At 74.9% G+C, this 18459-nt stretch carries 16 protein-coding genes; 8 read left to right on the top strand and 8 right to left on the bottom strand.

Features of this window, described 5'->3' with window-relative positions; all coding sequences use genetic code 11:
• Positions 1–9: 9 nt before the first annotated feature.
• On the bottom strand, positions 10–1344 hold the full coding sequence (locus VK501_RS10775) for a hypothetical protein (protein ID WP_324337412.1): 1335 nt from the start codon (positions 1342–1344) through the stop codon (positions 10–12).
• Positions 1345–1374: 30 nt separating this feature from the next.
• Here VK501_RS10775 and VK501_RS10770 point away from each other — a divergent pair, with 30 nt between their 5' ends.
• Positions 1375–1551, top strand: coding sequence for a hypothetical protein (locus VK501_RS10770; protein WP_324337411.1), 177 nt, complete (start codon positions 1375–1377; stop codon positions 1549–1551).
• A gap of 12 nt (positions 1552–1563) precedes the next feature.
• Here VK501_RS10770 and VK501_RS10765 read toward each other — a convergent pair whose 3' ends face one another.
• A complete protein-coding gene (locus VK501_RS10765; RefSeq protein ID WP_324337410.1) occupies positions 1564–2109 on the bottom strand; it encodes a YqgE/AlgH family protein in 546 nt (181 codons plus the stop codon).
• A 432-nt stretch (positions 2110–2541) separates the two neighbouring features.
• Between VK501_RS10765 and VK501_RS10760 the strand changes: the two genes are divergently transcribed.
• On the top strand, positions 2542–3084 hold the full coding sequence (locus VK501_RS10760; protein ID WP_324337409.1) for a Crp/Fnr family transcriptional regulator: 543 nt from the start codon (positions 2542–2544) through the stop codon (positions 3082–3084).
• Positions 3085–3130: 46 nt separating this feature from the next.
• Here VK501_RS10760 and VK501_RS10755 read toward each other — a convergent pair whose 3' ends face one another.
• Both VK501_RS10755 and VK501_RS10750 read right to left on the bottom strand, forming a co-directional pair.
• Positions 3131–4786: an MFS transporter gene (locus VK501_RS10755; RefSeq protein ID WP_324337408.1), complete on the bottom strand. Its 1656-nt coding sequence runs from the start codon at positions 4784–4786 to the stop codon at positions 3131–3133.
• A 51-nt stretch (positions 4787–4837) separates the two neighbouring features.
• Positions 4838–7018: a DUF2339 domain-containing protein gene (locus VK501_RS10750; protein WP_324337407.1), complete on the bottom strand. Its 2181-nt coding sequence runs from the start codon at positions 7016–7018 to the stop codon at positions 4838–4840.
• A gap of 82 nt (positions 7019–7100) precedes the next feature.
• On the opposite strand from VK501_RS10750, the gene VK501_RS10745 reads away from it, so the two are divergent.
• Entirely contained in the window at positions 7101–7751 is a 651-nt protein-coding gene (locus VK501_RS10745; protein ID WP_324337406.1) for a TetR/AcrR family transcriptional regulator, read from the top strand.
• Positions 7752–7762: 11 nt separating this feature from the next.
• On the opposite strand, the gene VK501_RS10740 is transcribed toward VK501_RS10745, so the two are convergent.
• The gene (locus VK501_RS10740) at positions 7763–9049 is read right to left on the bottom strand and encodes a TIM44-like domain-containing protein (protein WP_324337405.1); all 1287 of its coding nucleotides are present in this window, start codon (positions 9047–9049) and stop codon (positions 7763–7765) included.
• 60 nt (positions 9050–9109) lie between these two features.
• On the opposite strand from VK501_RS10740, the gene VK501_RS10735 reads away from it, so the two are divergent.
• Entirely contained in the window at positions 9110–9469 is a 360-nt protein-coding gene (locus tag VK501_RS10735) for a hypothetical protein (protein ID WP_324337404.1), read from the top strand.
• 18 nt (positions 9470–9487) lie between these two features.
• Here the strand turns inward: VK501_RS10735 and VK501_RS10730 are convergent, their stop codons facing one another.
• The gene (locus tag VK501_RS10730; RefSeq protein WP_324337403.1) at positions 9488–10135 is read right to left on the bottom strand and encodes a PilZ domain-containing protein; all 648 of its coding nucleotides are present in this window, start codon (positions 10133–10135) and stop codon (positions 9488–9490) included.
• Between the two features lie 100 nt (positions 10136–10235).
• Between VK501_RS10730 and VK501_RS10725 the strand changes: the two genes are divergently transcribed.
• The 3 genes from VK501_RS10725 to VK501_RS10715 all read left to right on the top strand — a co-directional run bounded on the left by VK501_RS10725 (position 10236) and on the right by VK501_RS10715 (position 12474).
• On the top strand, positions 10236–10466 hold the full coding sequence (locus tag VK501_RS10725; protein ID WP_324337402.1) for a hypothetical protein: 231 nt from the start codon (positions 10236–10238) through the stop codon (positions 10464–10466).
• A 186-nt stretch (positions 10467–10652) separates the two neighbouring features.
• A complete protein-coding gene (locus VK501_RS10720) occupies positions 10653–11438 on the top strand; it encodes a fumarylacetoacetate hydrolase family protein (protein ID WP_324337401.1) in 786 nt (261 codons plus the stop codon).
• A gap of 55 nt (positions 11439–11493) precedes the next feature.
• Complete coding sequence (locus VK501_RS10715) at positions 11494–12474, top strand: glycerophosphodiester phosphodiesterase family protein (protein WP_324337400.1); 981 nt, start codon at positions 11494–11496, stop codon at positions 12472–12474.
• Between the two features lie 543 nt (positions 12475–13017).
• Here VK501_RS10715 and VK501_RS10710 read toward each other — a convergent pair.
• A complete protein-coding gene (locus VK501_RS10710) occupies positions 13018–13599 on the bottom strand; it encodes an ATP-dependent Clp protease proteolytic subunit (protein WP_324337399.1) in 582 nt (193 codons plus the stop codon).
• A gap of 268 nt (positions 13600–13867) precedes the next feature.
• Between VK501_RS10710 and VK501_RS10705 the strand changes: the two genes are divergently transcribed.
• Positions 13868–17806, top strand: coding sequence for an ATP-binding protein (locus VK501_RS10705; protein WP_324337398.1), 3939 nt, complete (start codon positions 13868–13870; stop codon positions 17804–17806).
• Between the two features lie 92 nt (positions 17807–17898).
• Here the strand turns inward: VK501_RS10705 and VK501_RS10700 are convergent, their stop codons facing one another.
• On the bottom strand, positions 17899–18459 hold the full coding sequence (locus VK501_RS10700; RefSeq protein WP_324337397.1) for a dihydrofolate reductase family protein: 561 nt from the start codon (positions 18457–18459) through the stop codon (positions 17899–17901).

Below are 18459 nucleotides of genomic sequence, written 5' to 3'. Positions count from 1 at the left end.
CTCAGCGGTTCAGGTGGTGGTGTCGGGCAGATGGCGGCCGACGACGGCGACGACGATGCCTCGCGGCACCTCCGGATCGGAGCCGTCGCTCACATGAAGGTAGACGCGGGCGATGAACTGCGCGCCGGACCCGGACCCGAGGCCGATGTGCGGGCCGACCCAGAGCTTGCGCGAGGAGCCCTCCAGCGCGAACGAGTAGTCGTCCTCGTAGCGCTTGCGGGTCGTCTCGGCGATGTCGGGCTTCCACTGCGTGATGCCGTGCTCGGCGGCGGCCTGGCCGAGCGACTTGCCCATGTCGCCGGTGGCGTAGCGGCCGGCCAGCTCGTCGAGGTTGCGCAGCGTGCGCAGCACCAGCCCGGGCCGGCGGAACGGCGAGTCGGCGGCGGTCTCGAACGCCTTGGGCGCGAAGCGCAGGTGCTTGGCCTCGGCGGCGGCGCGCTCGACGGCCTCCAGGACCGTGGCCGGCGGCGTCTCGGGCTCGGCATCGACGGCGGCGGTGCCGACCTCGGCGTCGACGCGCGCCAGCAGCTGGGTCAGCTCGGCGATCGTGCGGCGGTCCTGCTCGCGCTCGGCGCGCAGCCGCTCCATGCGGTCGTGCAGCTCGTCGCGCGCCTGCTGGGTGGCGGCCTGGTCGGCCAGCGCGCGCTCCATCTCCTCCAGCAGCTCGAGCTCTGCCCCGCCCGCCCGCGCGTCGGCGCTGGCGGCGGCCGCGGCGCGCAGGCCGTCGGCCTCCGCCTGCAGGTCGGCGATCCGGGCGGCGAGCGCGTCGCGCTCGCGGCCGATGGCATCGCGGGCGGCCTCGGCCTCCTGGCGCGCGGTGTCGGCCTCGTCGCGCTTGGCGCGCGCGACCTCCTCGCGGCGCTTGAGCTCCGGGATCTTGCGGCCCTCGTCCTCGAGCTTGCGCGCCTGCTGCTCGAGCTCCTTCTCGCGGGCGCCGAGCTTCTCGTGCGCGGCGAGCGCCTTCTCGACGACGACGCCGAAGATCGCCTCGTCGATGCCCGACTCGTCGAGCATCTTGTCCCACGAGCCGAAGACCGCCTCGACCTCGCTCGGGGTCGGCCACCCCTGGTCGGGATCGAAGTCCTCGGGCTCGGGCGCGTAGCCCGTCAGGCCGGTGAAGCGCCAGACGGCGTGCATGATCTCGAGGCGGTCGAGCCCGGCCTGGGCCTCCGACCACCAGTTGGCATCGCCCTTCGGCGCTGGTCGCTCGTCGAGGCGCAGCCCGAGCTCCTCGAGGGCCTGCTCGGCGGCGCGGCGCGCGTAGTACTCCTGCCGCAACTGCGCGGTCGTGGGCTCGGCGCTCTTCTGCGGGCGCGCCGGGCGCGCGGGCTTCTTCTTCGCCACGCGGCGGACGCTAGCGGGTAACACTGGCCCATGGGCGCACGCCGAGACGATGACGACGACTGGGTCGGGACCCCTCCCGAGGGACATATCACCAGAGACCGGTCCGACCCGAGCCATTGGCTGCGCAACTGGCCGGCGCAGACGATCGTCTTCGGCCTCATCGGCCTCGGGATCGTCGTGGTGGTGCTGCTCGCGCTGCTGGCGTAACGGGTGGGCGCGCTAGTTGACCGACGGATCCGTCGGCATGCGCGCCAGCAGCCGGAACTGGCCGCCCTTGCGGTCGAGCACCCGGCCCCACAGGTCGACGGGTTCGGCCGCGAAGACGTCCTCGGGGTGCGCGGGGTCGACGATCCAGTCCTCGCGCTCCAGCTCGGCCTCCAGCTGGCCGGGGCCCCAGCCCGCGTAGCCGGCGAAGACGCGGCGGCGCGCGGTGACGATGTCGAGGCGCTCCAGGCCGGTGCGCTCGGATACCAGGCCGATGCCGCCGACCACGAGGAAGGCCGCCTCGGCCGGGTTCTCGAACTCGGCGAGCACGACGATCGACGCCGGCTGGACCGGACCGCCGACGAAGACGACCTCGGCGCTGTCGACCACGTCCTCCAGCTCCGGCACGGCCTCGGCGACCTCCGTCTCGCTGGGGCGGTTGAGGACGATCCCGAGCGCGCCATCCTCGTCGTGGTTGGCGATCGCGACGACGGCCCGGGCGAAGTTCGGGTCCGTCAGCGTCGGCGAGGCGACCAGCAGCTGTCCCTGCAGCGAGTCCATGGGGCCCTCCATGGTGCCAGGGTCGAGGTCGGCCATCGGATTCCCGGCTACCCGCCAAGGGCGGCGCGGTAGCGTGGTTGGCGCTTGACCGGCCGCCGTCGATGGTGTCTGCTGGGTGACAGCGATCGGTGAGCACCGGAAATCGGATCACGTCGGACGATTTTCCGGTCGATCCGACCCGACAATGGAGCTATCCGTCGATCGCCGGTGTTTGTCTCCGGTCAGACGGGGAAACCCGAGAGTCTGGTGTCCAGTCAGACAATGACCCAACGTCCACTGATCTCGATCCTCGATGCCGATCCCGAATTGGGAGCGGGACTCAGCGGGGATGCAAGAGATCTCGCCCGGAGGCACGCCGTCGCGGCGGTGCATGCTCTGCCGACCGGTCCCTTCGAGTTCCCCTCGCCCAATGGCGAGAGTGCCGCTCCTGCCGTGGGCCTGCTGGTCCTCGACGGGCTGATCACCCGTGACGTCGAGCTCGCCGGTCGGTCGACGACCGAGCTGCTCGGCCAGGGCGACATCATCCGCCCCTGGGATGACGAGGCCTCCCTGGACCCGCTGCCCGGCAGCGTCTCCTGGGCCGTGCTCGAGCCCGCGCGCGTCGCCGTGCTCGACCGGCGCTTCGCCGCCGTGGCGGGCCGATGGCCGACGATGCTCGACACGCTCATCGGCCGGACCGTGCGCCGCTCGCGCTCGCTCTCGGTGCAGCGCGCCATCGCCCAGGTGCCCCGCGTCGACGCTCGCGTGCTCGTGCTCCTCTGGCTGCTCGCCGACCGCTGGGGCCGCGTGTCCCCGCAGGGCGTGCGGGTGCCGCTCGCGCTGACGCACGAGACGATCGGCAAGCTCGTCGGCGCCCGCCGGCCCTCGGTCACCACGGCCCTCGGCGTGCTCACGCGCCGCGGCCTCGTGGAGCGGACCGACACCGGCTGGCTGCTGCACGGAGACCCGCAGGAGGCGCTGCCCGAGCTTCTGTAGCTCGGCGGCGACGCGGCGGCACGCCGCGGCGGGCTGGGCCTCGGGCTCAGCCCAGGAGGGCCTGAAGGACGTTCGAGAGGCTGCGCGGATCGACTCCGTGCTCCTGCTCGAACCGGCGGCGGTCGCGCTCGTCGGCCAGCGCGAGGACGAGCTCCTCGCGGGTCGACCCGGCACGGCACGCCGTGGTGTCGAGCGTCGACAGCACCGCGTCCTGCGCGGCGCCGAGCAGGCCGCCGGTGTGCGGGAGCGCCCGCGGCCGGCACGGATCGCGCAGCGCGACGGGCTTCGGCGCGACCGCGGCGTGCAGGCCGAGGTAGCCCAGCGGGAGGATCACCGCGGTCGCCGCCGCGAGCGCCAGGGCCTGCGGCCGGCTCGGCCGGCGACGGGGGAGGACCGCGAGCGCGGCGAGCAGCGCCAGCGCGCCGGTCACCAGGAACGCGGTGCGAAACGCCTCGCCGACGGCGAGCACCAGCGTGTCGTCGGCGCGCGTGGCGAGGTCGGCGTAGGCCGGGCGGTCCGCGGCGGCGATCTGCGTCCGGCCCGCGGCGAGCGCGCTGCGCAGCCCCGCGCGCGGCTGGTCGTCCTCCACGCCGGCGAGCAGGCTGGGCGCCAGGCGGATCTTGTCGGCGGGCGGCAGCCGCGCGTCGAGGACCACGGCGACGCCGCGCTCCCGCGCCCGGTCGGTCGACGAGGCCAGCTGGGCGCTGACGATCGGCGCCAGGATCAGCAGCGCGGCGACGATGCCGACGTGGCGCAGCGTCAGCAGGCGCGACGCGTCGCGCGCGTCGCGCTCGGGCAGCAGGTCGCCGCCGAGGGCGGGCAGCGCCAACCCCATGCCGAGGCCGGCGGCCGCCTGCGGCAGGACGGTCCACAGCAGCCGCGCGTCCGGCAGGAAGGCGAGCGCGAGCACGCCGGCGCCGACCAGCGCGCAGCCCGCCGCCGCGCGAGCGCGCGGCGCTCCGGGGATCCGCGAGCCGACCAGGGCGCCGGCTGGGATCACGCTCACCGCGACGGCCGCGCGCAGCGGCGACACGTCCCAGCCCGCGACGAGCAGCAGGACCAGGAGGAACAGGACGGAGGTGAGCGCGGCGGAGACGAGCGCCAGCGCGATCGCAGGGCCGGGTTGCGTGCGGGGCGCGTCGGCGGGGTCGACCGCGGGCACGGGCGCGGGGCGGGGCTCCTGCCAGGCGGCCAGCGCCGCGAGCGCCGCGACCGGCGCCTGCACGTAGAAGATGGCGCGCCAGGACAGCGCCTCGGTCAGCGCTCCGCCGAGCGCCGGTCCGACCGCCGCGGCGAGCACCGCGGTGCCGAGCCAGAGCCGGCGTCCGCGCGCGCCGGCCGCGCCCTGCGGCTCGAGCAGGCCGAACGCCGCCACGAGCGCGGCGGCGCCGCCGGCCGCCTGGACGGCGCGCGCGGCCAGCAGCATGCCGAGCGAGCCGCTGACGCTGCAGACCAGCGACGCCGCCGCAAACAGCATCAGCCCGGCCGCGGCCATCCGCGGCGCGCCGAGCCGGCGCTGGAGCAGCTCGGCGGGGATCAGCGCCACGACGATCACGGCGGCGTAGACGATCAGCACCGCGGCCACGCCCTCGACCGATGTGTTGAGCTCCCGCAGCAGCTCGGGCAGGGCCAGCGTGACGACCGAGGCGTCGGCGAGCGCAAGGCCCGCGGCGACGGCGAGCAGGATGTGGCGGAACCGCATCGAGGTGCGGAGTCTGCCCGGTCCGCTCGCCGCGGGTCGCGGAACCGTCGCTCAGGCCGCCACGTCCGCCGCGCGGCCGACCGCGGGGCGCTGGCGTTGCCACGCGAACGCGGCGCCGAGCAGCAGGAAGCCGAGCGCGAGGAACGAGCCTGCACGCGCGGCGCTGTCGAGCGTGGCGAGGTCGACGAGGAAGACCTTGCCGATCGTGACCAGCAGCAGGCCGAGGCCGGCGCGGCGCACGATCGCGCGGTCCAGCCGCAGGCCGGCCACGAGTGCGCTCGCGCCGGTCACGCCCCAGAGCGCCGACAGCGCGACCTGGCCGGCGTGGAGGTCGAACGGCGTGACGACGAGCTCGGAGGCCAGCAGGAGGACGGTCAGCGCAGCGCCGCCGTACAGCAGGCCGGTGACGATGCGCTCGTCGTCCTCGTCGGGTCCGCCCAGGCCGGTGCGGGCGCAGCGCGCCAGGGCGAGCGCGAGGGCGCCGAGCACCGCGGTCGCGCCCAGCGGGTCGTCGAGGCCGTCGACGATCGCGCTGGGCGGAGCGACGAGGATCAACGCCACGCTCGTCCCCATCGCGAGGTGCGCCCATGCCGCGCCGGTGGCGACCGCTTCGCCGCTGCGGCGCCAGACGAGCGCCAGCGCCGCGCCTTCGGCGGCCCACGCGATCGCCAGCGGCACCGGGGCGAGCACGATCGCCGAGAGCCATGCGACGGCGGCGAGCGCGGTGAGATCGAGCGCGGCGCGCATCTCGCGCGGCAGCGTCGCGACGCGTGCGCCGGCGAACGACGCGGCCGCGACCGAGGCCAGCGCCAGGGCGGCCGCGCCCGCGTCGACCGAGGCGCCGCCGCCGATCAGCGCGCCGGCCGGCGCGTCGACGGTCAGGGCGTGCGCCGCGGCGAGCAGGACGTGGCCGCCGAGGCCCGCGCGGACGAAGAGGTGGTCGGCTTTGCGCTCGGGCAGCGCGCGGGCCAGGACCGCGAACGCGAGCGCGCCGACGGCGTAGCCGACCGGCAGCGCGACGCCGCTGACCGCGGCGGCGAACGCCACGTCGGCCAGCACGACGCCGAGCGACAGCGCCAGCAGGCGTAGCTCGCGCGAGACGCGCGGCACCCGGCCGGTCGTCATCCCGACCCCGAGGTGGGCGGCGGCCAGGCCGGCGAGCCAGAGGTGCGCGACGGCACTCTGGTCGTGGCCGAGCGCGACGGCGCTGCCGGCGCCCGCGAGGAAGAGCGCGTCGAGCGTGAGCAGGAACGCCGAGGCGGGCCGCAGCCCGGGCGCGGCGGTGCGCAGCTCGAAGCCGACCGCCTGCACGACGGTGAGGACACCGAAGGCGCCGAGCGCCGCGAGCGCCGCGCCGGAGGACGGGTCGCGGACGAGCCAGAGGCCGAGCTGCGGGGCGGTGACGGCGAACGCGGCGAGCGCGATGCGGTCCCAGCGCTGGGCGATCAGGACCGCCGCGGCCGGCACGGCGCAGGCGAGCAGGAGCGCGATCGTCGCGCCGTCGTAGGTGGCGCCGGCCAGCGCGGGGGCCAGCAGGCCGCCGAGGATGCCGAGCGCGGCGACGGCCTGCGAGCGCCACCGGATCGCCAGGACCGTCGCGCCGGCGCCGACCGCCAGGGCGAGGGCGATGCCGGCCGTGGCGGGGAAGAGGTCGTAGGCGCGGGTCGCGACGACGATCGTCACGTCGAGCGCGCCGATGGCCGCACCGGCGGCGGCGAGGGCGGCCTCGGCCGGCCCGCCGCGCTCGCGCAGCCGGACGCCGAAGGCGAGCAGCCCGAGCGCGCCGGCGGCGGCGAGCACGCACCGCGCATCCTCGCCGAGCCAGCCCCGCGAGACGGCGATGGCCAGGAAGAACGCGACGCCGAGCAGCAGCGCCGCACCGCCGACCCATGCGAGCACGCGTCCGCCGAGGAGATCCTCGAGGGACGCGCCGGTGAGGGCCGCGGAGCGGGGGCGAGGGAGGGCCGTCGCCGTGGCGGGGGCGGGCACCGGCCGCTCCGGGGCTGGGGCGGGCGTCGGGCGCTCCGTGGCCGCGGCGTGGGCTGGCACCGGCCCCGCGGGCGCGCTCGCCGCCCAGTCGGGGTGCACCGCCGCAAGCGAGCGTGAGCCCGTCGTCGTCGTCGCCGTCGCCCTCGCCGGTTGCCGCACGGCGGCCTCGACGCGCGCCAGCCGCGCCTCGAGGTCGTCTGCGTGGCGTTCGATCTCGTCCATCCGCTGCTCGTCAACGACCATCTCTCGCTCCTTGTCGACCACTGGTCAACAGGACGGTAACGACTTATCGACCGGCGGTCAAGAGGAGCGGTAAGATGGAGTGGTGACCGACGCCCGCGGACCCGCCTACCGCCGCCTCGACGTCGACGAGCGGCGCGCGCAGCTGATCGCCCTCGGCGAGAAGCTCTTCACCAGCTCGGCCTACTCGGAGCTGTCGATGGCGCGGATCGCCCGCGAGGCCGGCATCTCCAAGGCGTTGTTGTACCACTACTTCCCGTCCAAGCAGGCCTACTTCCAGGCCACGCTGCAGGCCGCCGCCGAGGAGCTGCGCGCCCGCACCGAGCCCGACGCGACGCTCCCGCCGGCCCAACAGCTGGAGCGCAGCCTCGACGTCTACCTCGGCTGGATCGAGGAGCACCGCGAGGGCTACGAGAAGCTGCTGATCACCGTCGGCGAGGTCCCGGAGGTCCGGGCGATGGTCGAGGAGGTCCGCTCCAGCACGGCGACCCGGATCCTCGGCGGCATCGCCGGCGAGGGCGTGGCCGTGCCGCCCGGCGCGCGGACGGCCGTCCGCGGCTGGCTGTGGTTCATGGACGGCGCGTGCCTGGACTGGATCGCGCACCGCGACCTCTCCCGCGACGAGCTGCGCGGCCTCCTGCTCGGCACGCTCTTCGGCGCGCTGATGGCGTCGGGCAGCACGGAGGTCGTCCAAGCGCTCACGGCGGCGGCGGCGACGGCCGCCGCCGACGGCTGAGCCCGAGGTCCCTACGCCACGCGGGCGAGCCGCCACGGCGTGGCGGGGTCGTCGCCGAGGGCGAACGTCCAGCGCTGCACCGTCTCGCGGTCGCTGCTCTTGCTGCCGCCGAGCACGTCGGCGGTGTCGCGGTCCTCGACGTAGCGCCGGCCGCGGAGCGTCACGGTCGCCTCCATCGTCGCGGGCTCGGCGTGCGCGTCGATGCCGGAGATCGCCAGCTGCTGGACCCGCGCCCCGCGCACGACCACGCGCGTGCGGCCCGAGCCGTCGCCGCCGTACAGCAGCGCCCTGATGGCGTCGCGGTCGGCCAGCGCCTCCAGCGCGTCGTCGGCGCCGTCGACGGCCTCGACCCACGCCCCCACGGCGCGGCGCACCGCGACCTCCAGGACGTCGGGAGCGAAGCGGCCGTCGGCCAGCGCGAGGTCCAGCGCGGCGGCGCGCGCGTCGGCGTCGAGGATCGCCGGCGCGATCTCCGCGACGGCGACGCCGCCCGGCAGCGCGCCGGCGACGGCCGTCTCCACGAGCGCCTCGTCGCGGACGCGGTCGTCGCCCCAGGGCACGGCGATCAGCTCGTCGAGCAGGTGGTGGCGGCCCTCGGCCTCGGACTCGATCGACAGCAGCCGCCAGCGCTCGCCGGGCGGGTGCAGCGTCCACCACTCCTGCATCGTGGTCGACGGGTCGGTCTGGCCCTGGCGCATGATCGTGCGGCCGTGGGCGTCGACGACGTAGTCGAGCATCGTCGCGGTGATCCGCACCACGACGCGGTCCTCGTCCTCGCCCTCGCGGTTGACCAGGCCGACGTACTCGATGGCCGGGTCGCCCGTGGGCTCGCAGCGGTTGTGCCAGCCGCGGCGCCGGAAGTCCTCCAGGCGCCGGCGCCATTCGACCATGAGGTCGGGGCCGACGATCTCCTCGAGCCCCTCCACGTCGTTGGCCGACCAGCGGCGCTGGATCTCGTGGTAGAGCTCGGTCGCCGCGGCCCGGACGTTGTCGGGCTCGAAGTCCTCGTCGTCGGTCGCGGCCTCGGCGGCCGCCAGCTCCGTGGCGCGCACGCGCTGGGCGCGGCGACCGCGGTACTTGATCGACGCGATCGCGCCGGCCATGAGGAAGAGCAGGACGACGACCACGATCAGCCCGATGAAGACGACGGAGATCCCGCCGCCCCCGCCGCCGGCCACGAAGCCGCCGCCACCGCCGCCGCCGAAGGAGCGCCCACCGCCGCCACCTCCGCCGCCGCCGAAGCCGCCGCTGCCACTGCCGCCGCGGGCGAGGATGAGGCTGGACAACAGAAAGGACATCAGCCACCCAGGGTACGGGTACACGGATGGGACCAACGTCCCATCGGGAGGAGAGCCCCCATGAGCACCGGAGCCATCATCGCGATCGTCGTGATCGCGCTCATCGTCATCGCCCTGGTCGTCTTCGTCCTGCCGCGCTCGCGTGCGCGCCAGCGGGAGCGCCAGGTCATCCGTCGCCGTGAAGAGGTCGCCGGCGCGCACCACGAGGTCGCCCAGGAGCGCCTCGCCGACGCTGACCGCGCCGAGCGCGAGGCCCGCGCCGAGCGCGCCGAGGCCGAGCTGCACGAATCGCGTGCCTCGCTGCACGAGGAGGGCCTGGCCGACGACGACCTGGCCGCCGAGCACGAGCGCTTCGTCCGCGGTCGCGAATCCGCGACCAACGACGACACGAGCATCCGCGAGCGCGACACGACGGGCTGACGGGGACCGCGGAGGCCGTCAGACGGCGCGTGCTCGCAACTCGGCGAGCGCGCGCCGCTGACGCGCGAAGACGAAGCGGACGATCCGCTCGCGCTCGCGCTCGCTGAGGTTCTCGAGGCGCAGGCCGCGCAGACCGACGTCGTCGTCGGTGCGCACGACGCGGGCGATGAGGTCGATCAGGTCCTCCTCGTCGTCGAGCTCGAAGCGCAGCCGCAGCCGGTCGCCCGACTCCAGGGCCTCGGCACCGGCGACGAGCACGCCGCCGGCGCTGACGTTGCGCACGAAGCCGTTGAGCCAGCCGACCTGGAAGCCCTCGGGGATGATCGCCGCCGGCCGCACGAGGTCGATGCGCGCGTGGTCGCGGCGCTGCTCGGGCCGCGGCGGCGCCAGCGGGACCACGGCCTGCAGGAAGTGCAGGACGTCGTCGCGGACCTTGCCGTCGGGGCCCGGCACGGCCAGCAGCGTGCCGTCGACGCGCCCGTCGCCCGCGAGCGGGACGATCGTGGCCCTGCGCCGGTGCAGGAAGCGCAGCGGCATCGCGGGCGGCTGCAGCAGCGCCAGCTCTGCCGCGCCGGTGACCACGCGGGCCACCGCGGCCTCGACGGTGACGAGCCGGGGGACGAGCACGTGGACGCGCTCCTGCCGACCCCTGCGCAGCCCGATCATCTTCTCACCGGGGTCGACCGACGCACCTGGATCTTGAGGTCAGAACGCACGAGAAGGACCACTTGCGGTAGTGGTGTCCGCGGCGGGGTATCCTGTAGGTATGGCGAAGACGCAGCGAGAGCGAGATCAGGCAGCACGAGAGGCGAAGCTCGAGCGCATCCAGGATCAGGTCACGTCCGGAGATCTGACGATCCGCACGATGACCGACGCAGAGCGCGCCAAGTGGGCCAAGCATCGCGAGGAGACCGAGCAGACGGCCAGCCCGGCCGATCGTCGCCGCGCCGCCGCGGCTCAGCGTCGCCGGCAGCGCCGCGCCGCGCGCACGCCGTAGCACGCCTGCTGGCGCGGCCCTTGCCGCCGCGCCGCGCCGCGACGGTCGCCGAGGACGCGACTGAGCGCTCTCGCCCGATCGTCCGCAAACCGGCGTGACGCCCGCGCCGGAGCTGTCCGAGCTGCCGGCTCCGCCCCCGCTGCCCGTGGCGCGCCGTAGCGGTCGCGCGCTAGGCTCGGGCGCCTCATGAAGCTCGCGACGTTCCTGCTCCCCGGCGCCGGCGCGCCGCTGGCCGGCGAGGTCCGCGGCGACGCGGTCGTCGCGTTCGCCGACGGCTCCACGGTCCTCGATCGCCTCGCCTCCGGCGACCGCGCCCCCGCCACGGGGGCCGAGCACCGCCTGTCCTACGTCGAGCTGCTGGCGCCGGTGCCGCGGCCGCGGGCGATCTTCGGCGTCGGGCTCAACTACGCCCAGCACGCCAGGGAGACCGGCATGGAGCTGCCGGAGCAGCCGATCATCTTCATGAAGCTGCCCTCGAGCGCGGCGGCGCCCGGCGGCGACGTCCACTGCCCGGCGGTCGTGCAGCGGCTGGACTACGAGGGCGAGCTGGCCGTCGTGATGGGCGCCGCCGGCGCGGTCGCCGGCTACGCGGTGGCCGACGACGTGACCGCCCGCGACCTCCAGAAGCGCGAGCCGCAGTGGACGCGCGCCAAGGGCTTCGACGGCTCCTGCCCGTACGGCCCGTGGATCACGACGGCCGACGAGGTCGAGGATCCGCACGCGCTGTCGCTGCGCACATGGGTCAACGGCGAGCTGCGCCAGGACTCCTCGACGTCGGACCTGATCTTCGGCGTGCCGGCGATCGTCGCGTTCCTCTCGGAGACCTGCACGCTGGAGCCCGGCGACGTCATCCTCACCGGGACGCCCTCGGGCGTCGGCCAGGCGATGGATCCGCCGCAGTTCCTGCAGTCCGGCGACCGCGTGCGGATCGAGATCGAGGCGCTGGGCGCCATCGAGCATCGCGTGGCCTGAGCGTCCGCCGGGCGGCCGCGAGCCGCCGCCAGGCCATGTGACAGACTGCCGCGCGATGTCACGCGCACTCCCCACGGTCCTGTCCCTCCTCATGCTCGCCGTCGCGGCTCCCGCCGCCGGTGCGGCGACCAATCCGTGGCTGGAGAAGCAGCCGCTGAACATCGCCCACCAGGGCGGCGAGGACGAGTTCCCGTCGAACACGATGTACGCCTTCGAGCGGTCGCTGAAGGCCGGCGCCGACATGCTCGAGCTCGACGTCGGGGTGACCAAGGACGACCAGGTCGTGGTGATGCACGACACGACGCTGGACCGCACCACCAACGGCAGCGGCACGATCGCCTCGCACACGCTCGCGCAGGTCGAGAAGCTCGACGGGGCGTACTGGTTCCACGCCGCCGACGACGCCTACCGCCACGACCGCCCGGCCAAGTCCTACACCTTCCGCGGCGTCGCGACGGGCAAGAAGCGCGCGCCGAAGGGCTACACCGCCGCGGACTTCCGCGTGCCGACGCTGCGCGACGTGCTCAAGGCGTTCCCGAAGACCCCGATCAACATCGAGATCAAGGGCCGGACGAAGGCCGAGGCGGTCGCCGAGTACGAGCAGAACGCCGAGGTGCTGGCCAAGCTGCTCAAGGGCTCGCCCCGCCGCGACCTGATCGTGGTCTCGTTCAAGCAGGAGGCGGTCAACCGCTTCCACCAGCTCGCCCCGAAGATCCCGCTGGCGCCGGGCATCGGCGGCACCGCCGACTGGCTGCTGGGGGGCAAGTCGCCGGGCGAGAACGTCGTCGCCTTCCAGCTGCCGATCACCTACGAGCTCAACGGCACGGTCCTGAACATCACGACGGCCGCCAACGTGGCCCACGCACACCAGGACGGCTACGCCTGGCACACCTGGCTCAGCGACGACGGCGAGTCCCCGGCGACCTGGACGAAGCTCATCGACTGGTGCGTCGACGGCGTCATGACGGCCCGTCCCGTGGCGTTCGAGAAGCTCCTGAAGTCCCACAAGCGCCCGGCGAGCTGCGCGGGGGCGTAGGGGGCGCGGCGGGGCCTCCCGGACGTCCCAGGGCGTCGAGGGACGAACGAATCTCGCTGTACGAGATTCATTCGTCCCTCGACGTGTGGTGCGGGCGGGCGCGGCCGCCTCTGCGTCGTCCGCCGCCGTCCGGGCGGTCGGGGTGGGCCTGTTGGGCGCGGTGCGACCGCGCTGGACAGGCCCACCCTGGTGCGCGAACGCGCGCGGACGACCGATCCCGCCGGCGCCCCGGCTTGCGCTGGTTCTCGTCATCGCCACCGATCCGCGGGCGCGGAACGGAGAGCGCCGGAGCGGGACGCCACCCACGCCCGCGCCAACCAGCGTCGAGGGACGACTGAATCTCGCTGTACGAGATTCATTCGTCCCTCGACGGCCCGGCGGGCGCCCGCGCACGACCACCTCGCCGGGCAGGCCGGCGTGGCGCTGGCCGACGCCCCGATGGCCGAGCGCATCGTCCGCCTCGGCGACGGCGCCTTCGTCATCACCGACCGCGGCGCCGGCCGCCTGGCCGAGCTGGGCCTCGACATCGAGGCGATTGCCCCGCTAGTGCTTGTAGATCACCTTGTCGATGAGGCCGTACTCGACGGCCTCGTCGGGCTTGAAGAAGCGGTCGCGCTCCATGTCGCTGTGGACCTTGTCGAGCGGCTGGCCGGTGTGCTTGGCGTAGATCTCGTCGATGCGGTGGCGCGTCTTGATGATCTCGCGGGCGTGGATCTCGATGTCGGTCGACTGCCCCTCGAAGCCCGACGACGGCTGGTGGATCAGGATCCGGCTGTTGGGCAGCGAGAAGCGCTTGCCGTGGGCCCCGCCCATCAGCAGCAGCGAGCCCATCGACATGGCGATGCCGACGCAGATCGTCGACACCTGCGGCTTGATGAACTGCATCGTGTCGTAGATCGCCAGCCCGGCGTAGATCGAGCCGCCCGGCGAGTTGATGTAGATCGAGATGTCCTTGTCGGGGTCCGCCGACTCCAGATGCAGGAGCTGCGCGACGATCAGGTTCGCCACCTGATCGTCCACGGCGGTGCCGAGGAAGATGATCCGCTCGTTCAGGAGACGCGAGTAGATGTCGTACTCGCGCTCGCCGCGCGCGGTGCGCTCGATCACCATCGGGACCATGGGCATGGGGCTCACCCTAGCGTCTGGTGCCGTTCAGCTCGTTGCGCAGGGCCGTTCAGGGCCGCTGAACGGCGTTCGCCGCGACGTCACGCCCTGGGTGGGCAAGGACGACAGAAAGCGGCACGCGAGCGCGGCGGGGATGGCGCGCTCTGGAGCGTTTATCGACGGACCACGGACGGACGCCTCCGCCGGACATTCCAGGCCGCACCTCTCCCACGTTCCCCGGCTCCGTCATGATGCGGGCGTCGGACGGCCCTGTCACGGAGCCGGGGGCATGGGAGACCCAGACCACCCAGCGCAGCACACCACGATCCAGCTCTCCGCCGCCCTCGCGGGCGGTGCGGAGGCGCGCGGGCGCCAGATGGCGCTCATGCAGACGGTCGTGGCGGCGGCGGACGGCGCCCTCGAGGTGCGCGCGGAGCGCGACGGGCTGCACGTCGAGTTCGCCACGGCGCGCGACGCCGCGGCGTGCGCGATCGAGCTGCAGCAGCGCATCGAGGCCGACAACCGGACCGCTGCGCTGCCCGGCGTGCTGCGGATCGCCGCCGCGGTCGAGCCCGGTCGCGACGACCGCCTCTGCGCGCTGGCCGGCGCCGGCCAGATCCTGGTCGACGTCGGGCTGTGGGAGCGCCTGCGCGGCGGCGACTTCGACGTCGGCGAGCCGCGGCGCCTCGGCGGCCCCGACTCCGCCGCGGAGATCCGCTGGAACCCGCTTCCCGAGCCGGCCGTGCCGCTCCCGGCCCGCCTGGAGGTCGCACGGCCCGCGGTGTTCGTCGGACGTGCGCGCGAGCTGACCCAGCTCGAGCCGCTGCTGTCGCGCGCCGCCCACGGCGGGCGCCAGGTCGTCCTGCTCGGCGGCGAGCCCGGCATCGGCAAGTCGCGCCTGGCGCGCGAGCTGGCCGTCGCCGCGCACGCGCGCGGGGCCACGGTCCTGCAGGGCCGGTGCGACGAGGACCTCCGCATGCCCTACCAGCCGTTCGTCGAGGCGCTCTCGCACCTCGTCGAGCACGCGGCCGACGCGGTCCTGGAGCGCCACGTCTCCGAGCACGGCGGCGAGCTCGGCCGCCTCGTCGGCGCGTTCGACCGCCGCCTGCCGGGCGCGCCGCCGCCCCAGGTCGCCGACGGCGACACCGAGCGCTACCTGCTCTTCAGCGCGGTCGCCGGCCTGCTGAACGCCGAGCAGTCCCAGCGCCCGGTCGTCCTGTTCCTCGACGACGTGCAGTGGGCCGACACGCCGACGCTGCTGCTCCTGCGCCACCTCGCGGCCGCCGACCTGCGGCTGCGCCTGACGATCGTCGCGACGTTCCGCTCGACCGAGCTCGACGACGAGCACCCGCTGGCCAAGCTCCTGGCCGACCTGCACCGCGAGCCCGACGTCACGCGCCTGGAGCTGGCCGGCCTGGAGGCGCAGGCCGTCGCGGAGCTCGCGCGCGACGCGACCGGCCACGAGCTCGACAGCGCGGGCCTCGACGCCGCGCACACCCTGCAGCGCCGCACGTCGGGCAACGCGTTCTTCGTCACCGAGATCCTGCGCCACCACGGCGCCGACCTCCTCGCCGCACCCGTGCCCGCCAGCGTGCGCGACGTCCTCGAGCGCCGCCTGCAGCGCCTCGGCGACTCCGTGCGCGAGCCGCTCGCCGCAGCGGCGGTCATCGGCCAGGAGTTCGACCTCGAGCTGATCGGGCGCATGCTGCAGGACGGCGGCGGGGTGGACGATGTCGTCGCCGCGATCGACCGCGCCGCCGACGCCGCGCTCGTCGTCGCGCCGCGCCGCCCAGGCGACCGCTACGCCTTCGCGCACGGCCTGATCGTCACCACGCTGTACGAGGGCCTCGGCCCGGGGCGCCGCGCGCGGTTGCACTGGCACGCGGCGACCGCGCTGGAGGAGCTGTACGGCGACGGGGCCGATGGTGCTCCACATCCCCGCGTCGCCGAGCTGGCGCGCCACTGGCTCAACGCCGAGCCCGCCGACCTGCAGGCCGCGCTGCGCTACACGCTGCTGGCCGGCGCGCACGCCGTCGCCCAGCTCGCGCCCGACGACGGCGTGCGCTGGTACCGGCAGGGCCTGGAGCTGCACGGCCAGCTCGACGGGGCGGAGGACATCACGCGCTTCGAGCTGCTCGTCGGACTGGGCGACGCGCAGCGCCAGGCCGGCGACCCGGAGTTCCGCGGCACGCTGCTGGAGGCCGCCGCGCTGGCGCGGCGCCTGGAGGACGGGCCGCGCCTCGTGCGCGCGGTGCTGGCCAACAGCCGTGGGTTCGTCAGCGCCTCGGGCGTCGTCGACGACGAGCGCCTGCATGCGCTGGAGGACGCGCTCACGGCGGTCGGCGAGGACGACTCCCCCGACCGCGCGGTGCTGCTGGCGACGCTTGCCGCGGAGCTGTCCTTCTCGCCCGCCGACCGCCAGCGGCGCGTCGCCCTGAGCGACGAGGCCGTCGGGCTCGCCCGCCGCCTGGACGATCCCGCCGCGCTGAGCCGCGTGCTGAGCCTGCGGTTCGTGACGCTGTGGATGCCCGACACGCTCGGCGAGCGCGTGGCCAACAGCGACGAGAACGTCGCGGCCGCGCGCCGCACCGGCGACCCGGTCGCCGAGTTCCACGCCGTGCACTGGCGCGCCGCGGCGTTCGTCGAGGCCGCGCGCCTGGCCGACGCGTGGCGCGACGTCGAGCACGAGGCGTCGCTGGCCGACCGCCTCGGCCAGCCGACGATGCGCTGGCTGGCCACCTACGACCGCGCGAACCTCGAGGTCGTCGCCGGCCGCCTGACCGAAGCAGAGCAGCACGCCCAGGAGGCGCTGCAGATCGCGACCGCCAGCGCGCAGCCCGACGCCCTGTCGTTCTTCACCAGCCAGCTGACGAACATCCGCTACGAGCAGGGCAGGCTCGCTGAGCTCCAGCCGCTGATCGCCCAGGTCGTCTCCGACAACCCGGGCATCCCGGCGTTCCGGGCCGTGCTCGCGCTCGCGTGCTGCGAGGGCGATCTCGACGACGAGGCGCGCCGCCTGCTCGGCCACGAGAACGCCTCGAAGTTCGGCGAGCTGCCGCCCGACGTCACGTGGCTGCCGGGCCTGGTCATCTACGCGGAGGTCGCCGCGCACCTGCAGGACCGCGCCTCGGCGACGGTGCTCTACGACCTGCTGCTGCCATGGGCCGGCCAGGTCGTGTTCAGCGGCGTCAGCGCGTGGGGCACGGTCGACCACCATCTCGGCGCGGTGGCCGGCGTCATCGGCGCGTACGCCGAGGCCGAGGAGCACCTGCACCGGGCCGCCGACCTCAACGCCGCGCTCCGCGCGCCGATCTGGATCGCGCGGACCGAGCTGGCGACCGCGCGCCTGCTCCTGCAGCGCGACGGGCCGAACGACCGCGAGCGCGGCCGCGCCCTGCTGGAGCGCGCCGCGGCGGCCTCCCAGCGCCTAGGCTCGGCGACCCTCGCCCGCCGCGCGGCGGGCCTGCTCGGCTACGAGCGCGCGCTCAACGCGCTGCCGGCCATGCCGGTGGGCGGCGGCAACGGGCGCGGTCTGGGCTCGGCGGCCGACCGCGCACCGCAGGGCGACCGCGACGCGGCGGCGCCCGCTTCCGCCGCCGCAAAGGCCGCGCCGTCGTCGGGCGGCACGAGCGCGACGCTGCGCCTGGAGGGCGAGATCTGGACGGTGACCGGCGCCGGCGCGGTCGTGCGGCTCAAGGACCGCAAGGGCCTGCAGTACCTCGCGACGCTCCTGGAGCGGCCTGACGTGGAGGTGCACGCGATCGACCTCGTCGGCGGGCCGATCGACGCGGGCGCCCGCGGCGCTGCGGCCACCGCCGACCGCGGCGAGACGGTGCTCAGCGACGGCGGCGACGCGGGCGAGCTGCTCGACGGCGAGGCCAAGAACGCCTATCGCGAGCGCGTCGCCGAGCTGCGCGAGGATCTCGACGAGGCCGACCGCTTCCACGACGTCGAGCGCGCCGCGCGCCTGCGCGAGGAGCTCGACTTCATCGGCGCCGAGCTGGCCCGCGCCGTCGGCCTCGGCGGCCGCGACCGCAAGGCCGGCAGCGCCGCCGAGCGCGCCCGCGTGAACGTCACGCGCGCCATCCGTGGCGCCGTCCGCGCGATCGCCGAGCACGACGCGCGACTCGGGCATCACCTCGAGCGCTCCGTGCGCACCGGCGTGTTCTGCGTCTACCAGCCGGGCCCGGGCGGGCCCGACTCTTGGCGGTTGAGGGTGGAGCGCTAGGAGACTGTGTCGCTATCGCGACTGGGGACCCACCTCCGGCGGCGACGGCTGGCCAGCGTGGGCCTCGGCCTCGCTGGCCGCCTACGGCACCCCTAGTCGCCGTTCTCGACGTCGTACCGCAGGAACACCACGCCGTTGCCGAACCGGCGCTCCGCGCGCAGCGCCAGCCCCAGCCGCATGCCCTCCGGCAGCGCCCGCGTCCCGCCGCCCACGACCACGGGTGACAGGAACAGCTGGAGCTCGTCAACCAGCCCCGCGCGGAGCGCCTCGGCGGCCAGCTCCGGGCCACCGACCGAGAGGTCGCGGCCCGCCGCGGCCTTCAGCGCGCGGACCGCGTCGGGGTCGAACTCCGGCTCGATGCGCGTGCGGGCGCTGCAGGGCGCCTCCAGCGTCCTCGAGTACACCACCTTGTCCGCGGCGCGCCAGATCTGGGCGAAGTCGCGTGCGACCGGCGTCGGGTCGTCGATGGTCTCCCACGCGACGAGCACGTCGTACATGCGGCGGCCGTAGAGGTACGTGCCGATCGGCCGCTCGAGGTCGTTGACGAAGGCGTGGACCTCTTCGTCGGGGACCGACCAGTCGAACTTGCCGTCCGCGTCGGCGACGTAGCCGTCCAGCGAGGAGATGGCCGAGAAGATCAGGCGTCCGGGCAT

This window comes from Baekduia sp. (assembly GCF_035318805.1).
GTDB lineage: Bacteria > Actinomycetota > Thermoleophilia > Solirubrobacterales > Solirubrobacteraceae > Baekduia.
The sequence above is the reverse complement of the archived record's forward strand: the minus strand, read 5'-3'. Positions and strand labels throughout refer to the sequence as shown.

Bases quoted from the DNA above. Each gene is read 5' to 3' on its own strand.
- VK501_RS10770 (WP_324337411.1), top strand. From the start codon at position 1,375: ATGGGCGCACGCCGAGACGATGACGACGACTGGGTCGGGACCCCTCCC.
- VK501_RS10715 (WP_324337400.1), top strand. From the start codon at position 11,494: ATGTCACGCGCACTCCCCACGGTCCTGTCCCTCCTCATGCTCGCCGTC.
- VK501_RS10730 (WP_324337403.1), bottom strand. From the start codon at position 10,135: ATGATCGGGCTGCGCAGGGGTCGGCAGGAGCGCGTCCACGTGCTCGTC.
- VK501_RS10735 (WP_324337404.1), top strand. From the start codon at position 9,110: ATGAGCACCGGAGCCATCATCGCGATCGTCGTGATCGCGCTCATCGTC.
- VK501_RS10700 (WP_324337397.1), bottom strand. From the start codon at position 18,459: ATGCCCGGACGCCTGATCTTCTCGGCCATCTCCTCGCTGGACGGCTAC.
- VK501_RS10720 (WP_324337401.1), top strand. From the start codon at position 10,653: ATGAAGCTCGCGACGTTCCTGCTCCCCGGCGCCGGCGCGCCGCTGGCC.
- VK501_RS10705 (WP_324337398.1), top strand. From the start codon at position 13,868: ATGGGAGACCCAGACCACCCAGCGCAGCACACCACGATCCAGCTCTCC.
- VK501_RS10740 (WP_324337405.1), bottom strand. From the start codon at position 9,049: ATGTCCTTTCTGTTGTCCAGCCTCATCCTCGCCCGCGGCGGCAGTGGC.
- VK501_RS10755 (WP_324337408.1), bottom strand. From the start codon at position 4,786: ATGCGGTTCCGCCACATCCTGCTCGCCGTCGCCGCGGGCCTTGCGCTC.
- VK501_RS10765 (WP_324337410.1), bottom strand. From the start codon at position 2,109: ATGGACTCGCTGCAGGGACAGCTGCTGGTCGCCTCGCCGACGCTGACG.
- VK501_RS10710 (WP_324337399.1), bottom strand. From the start codon at position 13,599: ATGCCCATGGTCCCGATGGTGATCGAGCGCACCGCGCGCGGCGAGCGC.
- VK501_RS10750 (WP_324337407.1), bottom strand. From the start codon at position 7,018: ATGGTCGTTGACGAGCAGCGGATGGACGAGATCGAACGCCACGCAGAC.
- VK501_RS10725 (WP_324337402.1), top strand. From the start codon at position 10,236: ATGGCGAAGACGCAGCGAGAGCGAGATCAGGCAGCACGAGAGGCGAAG.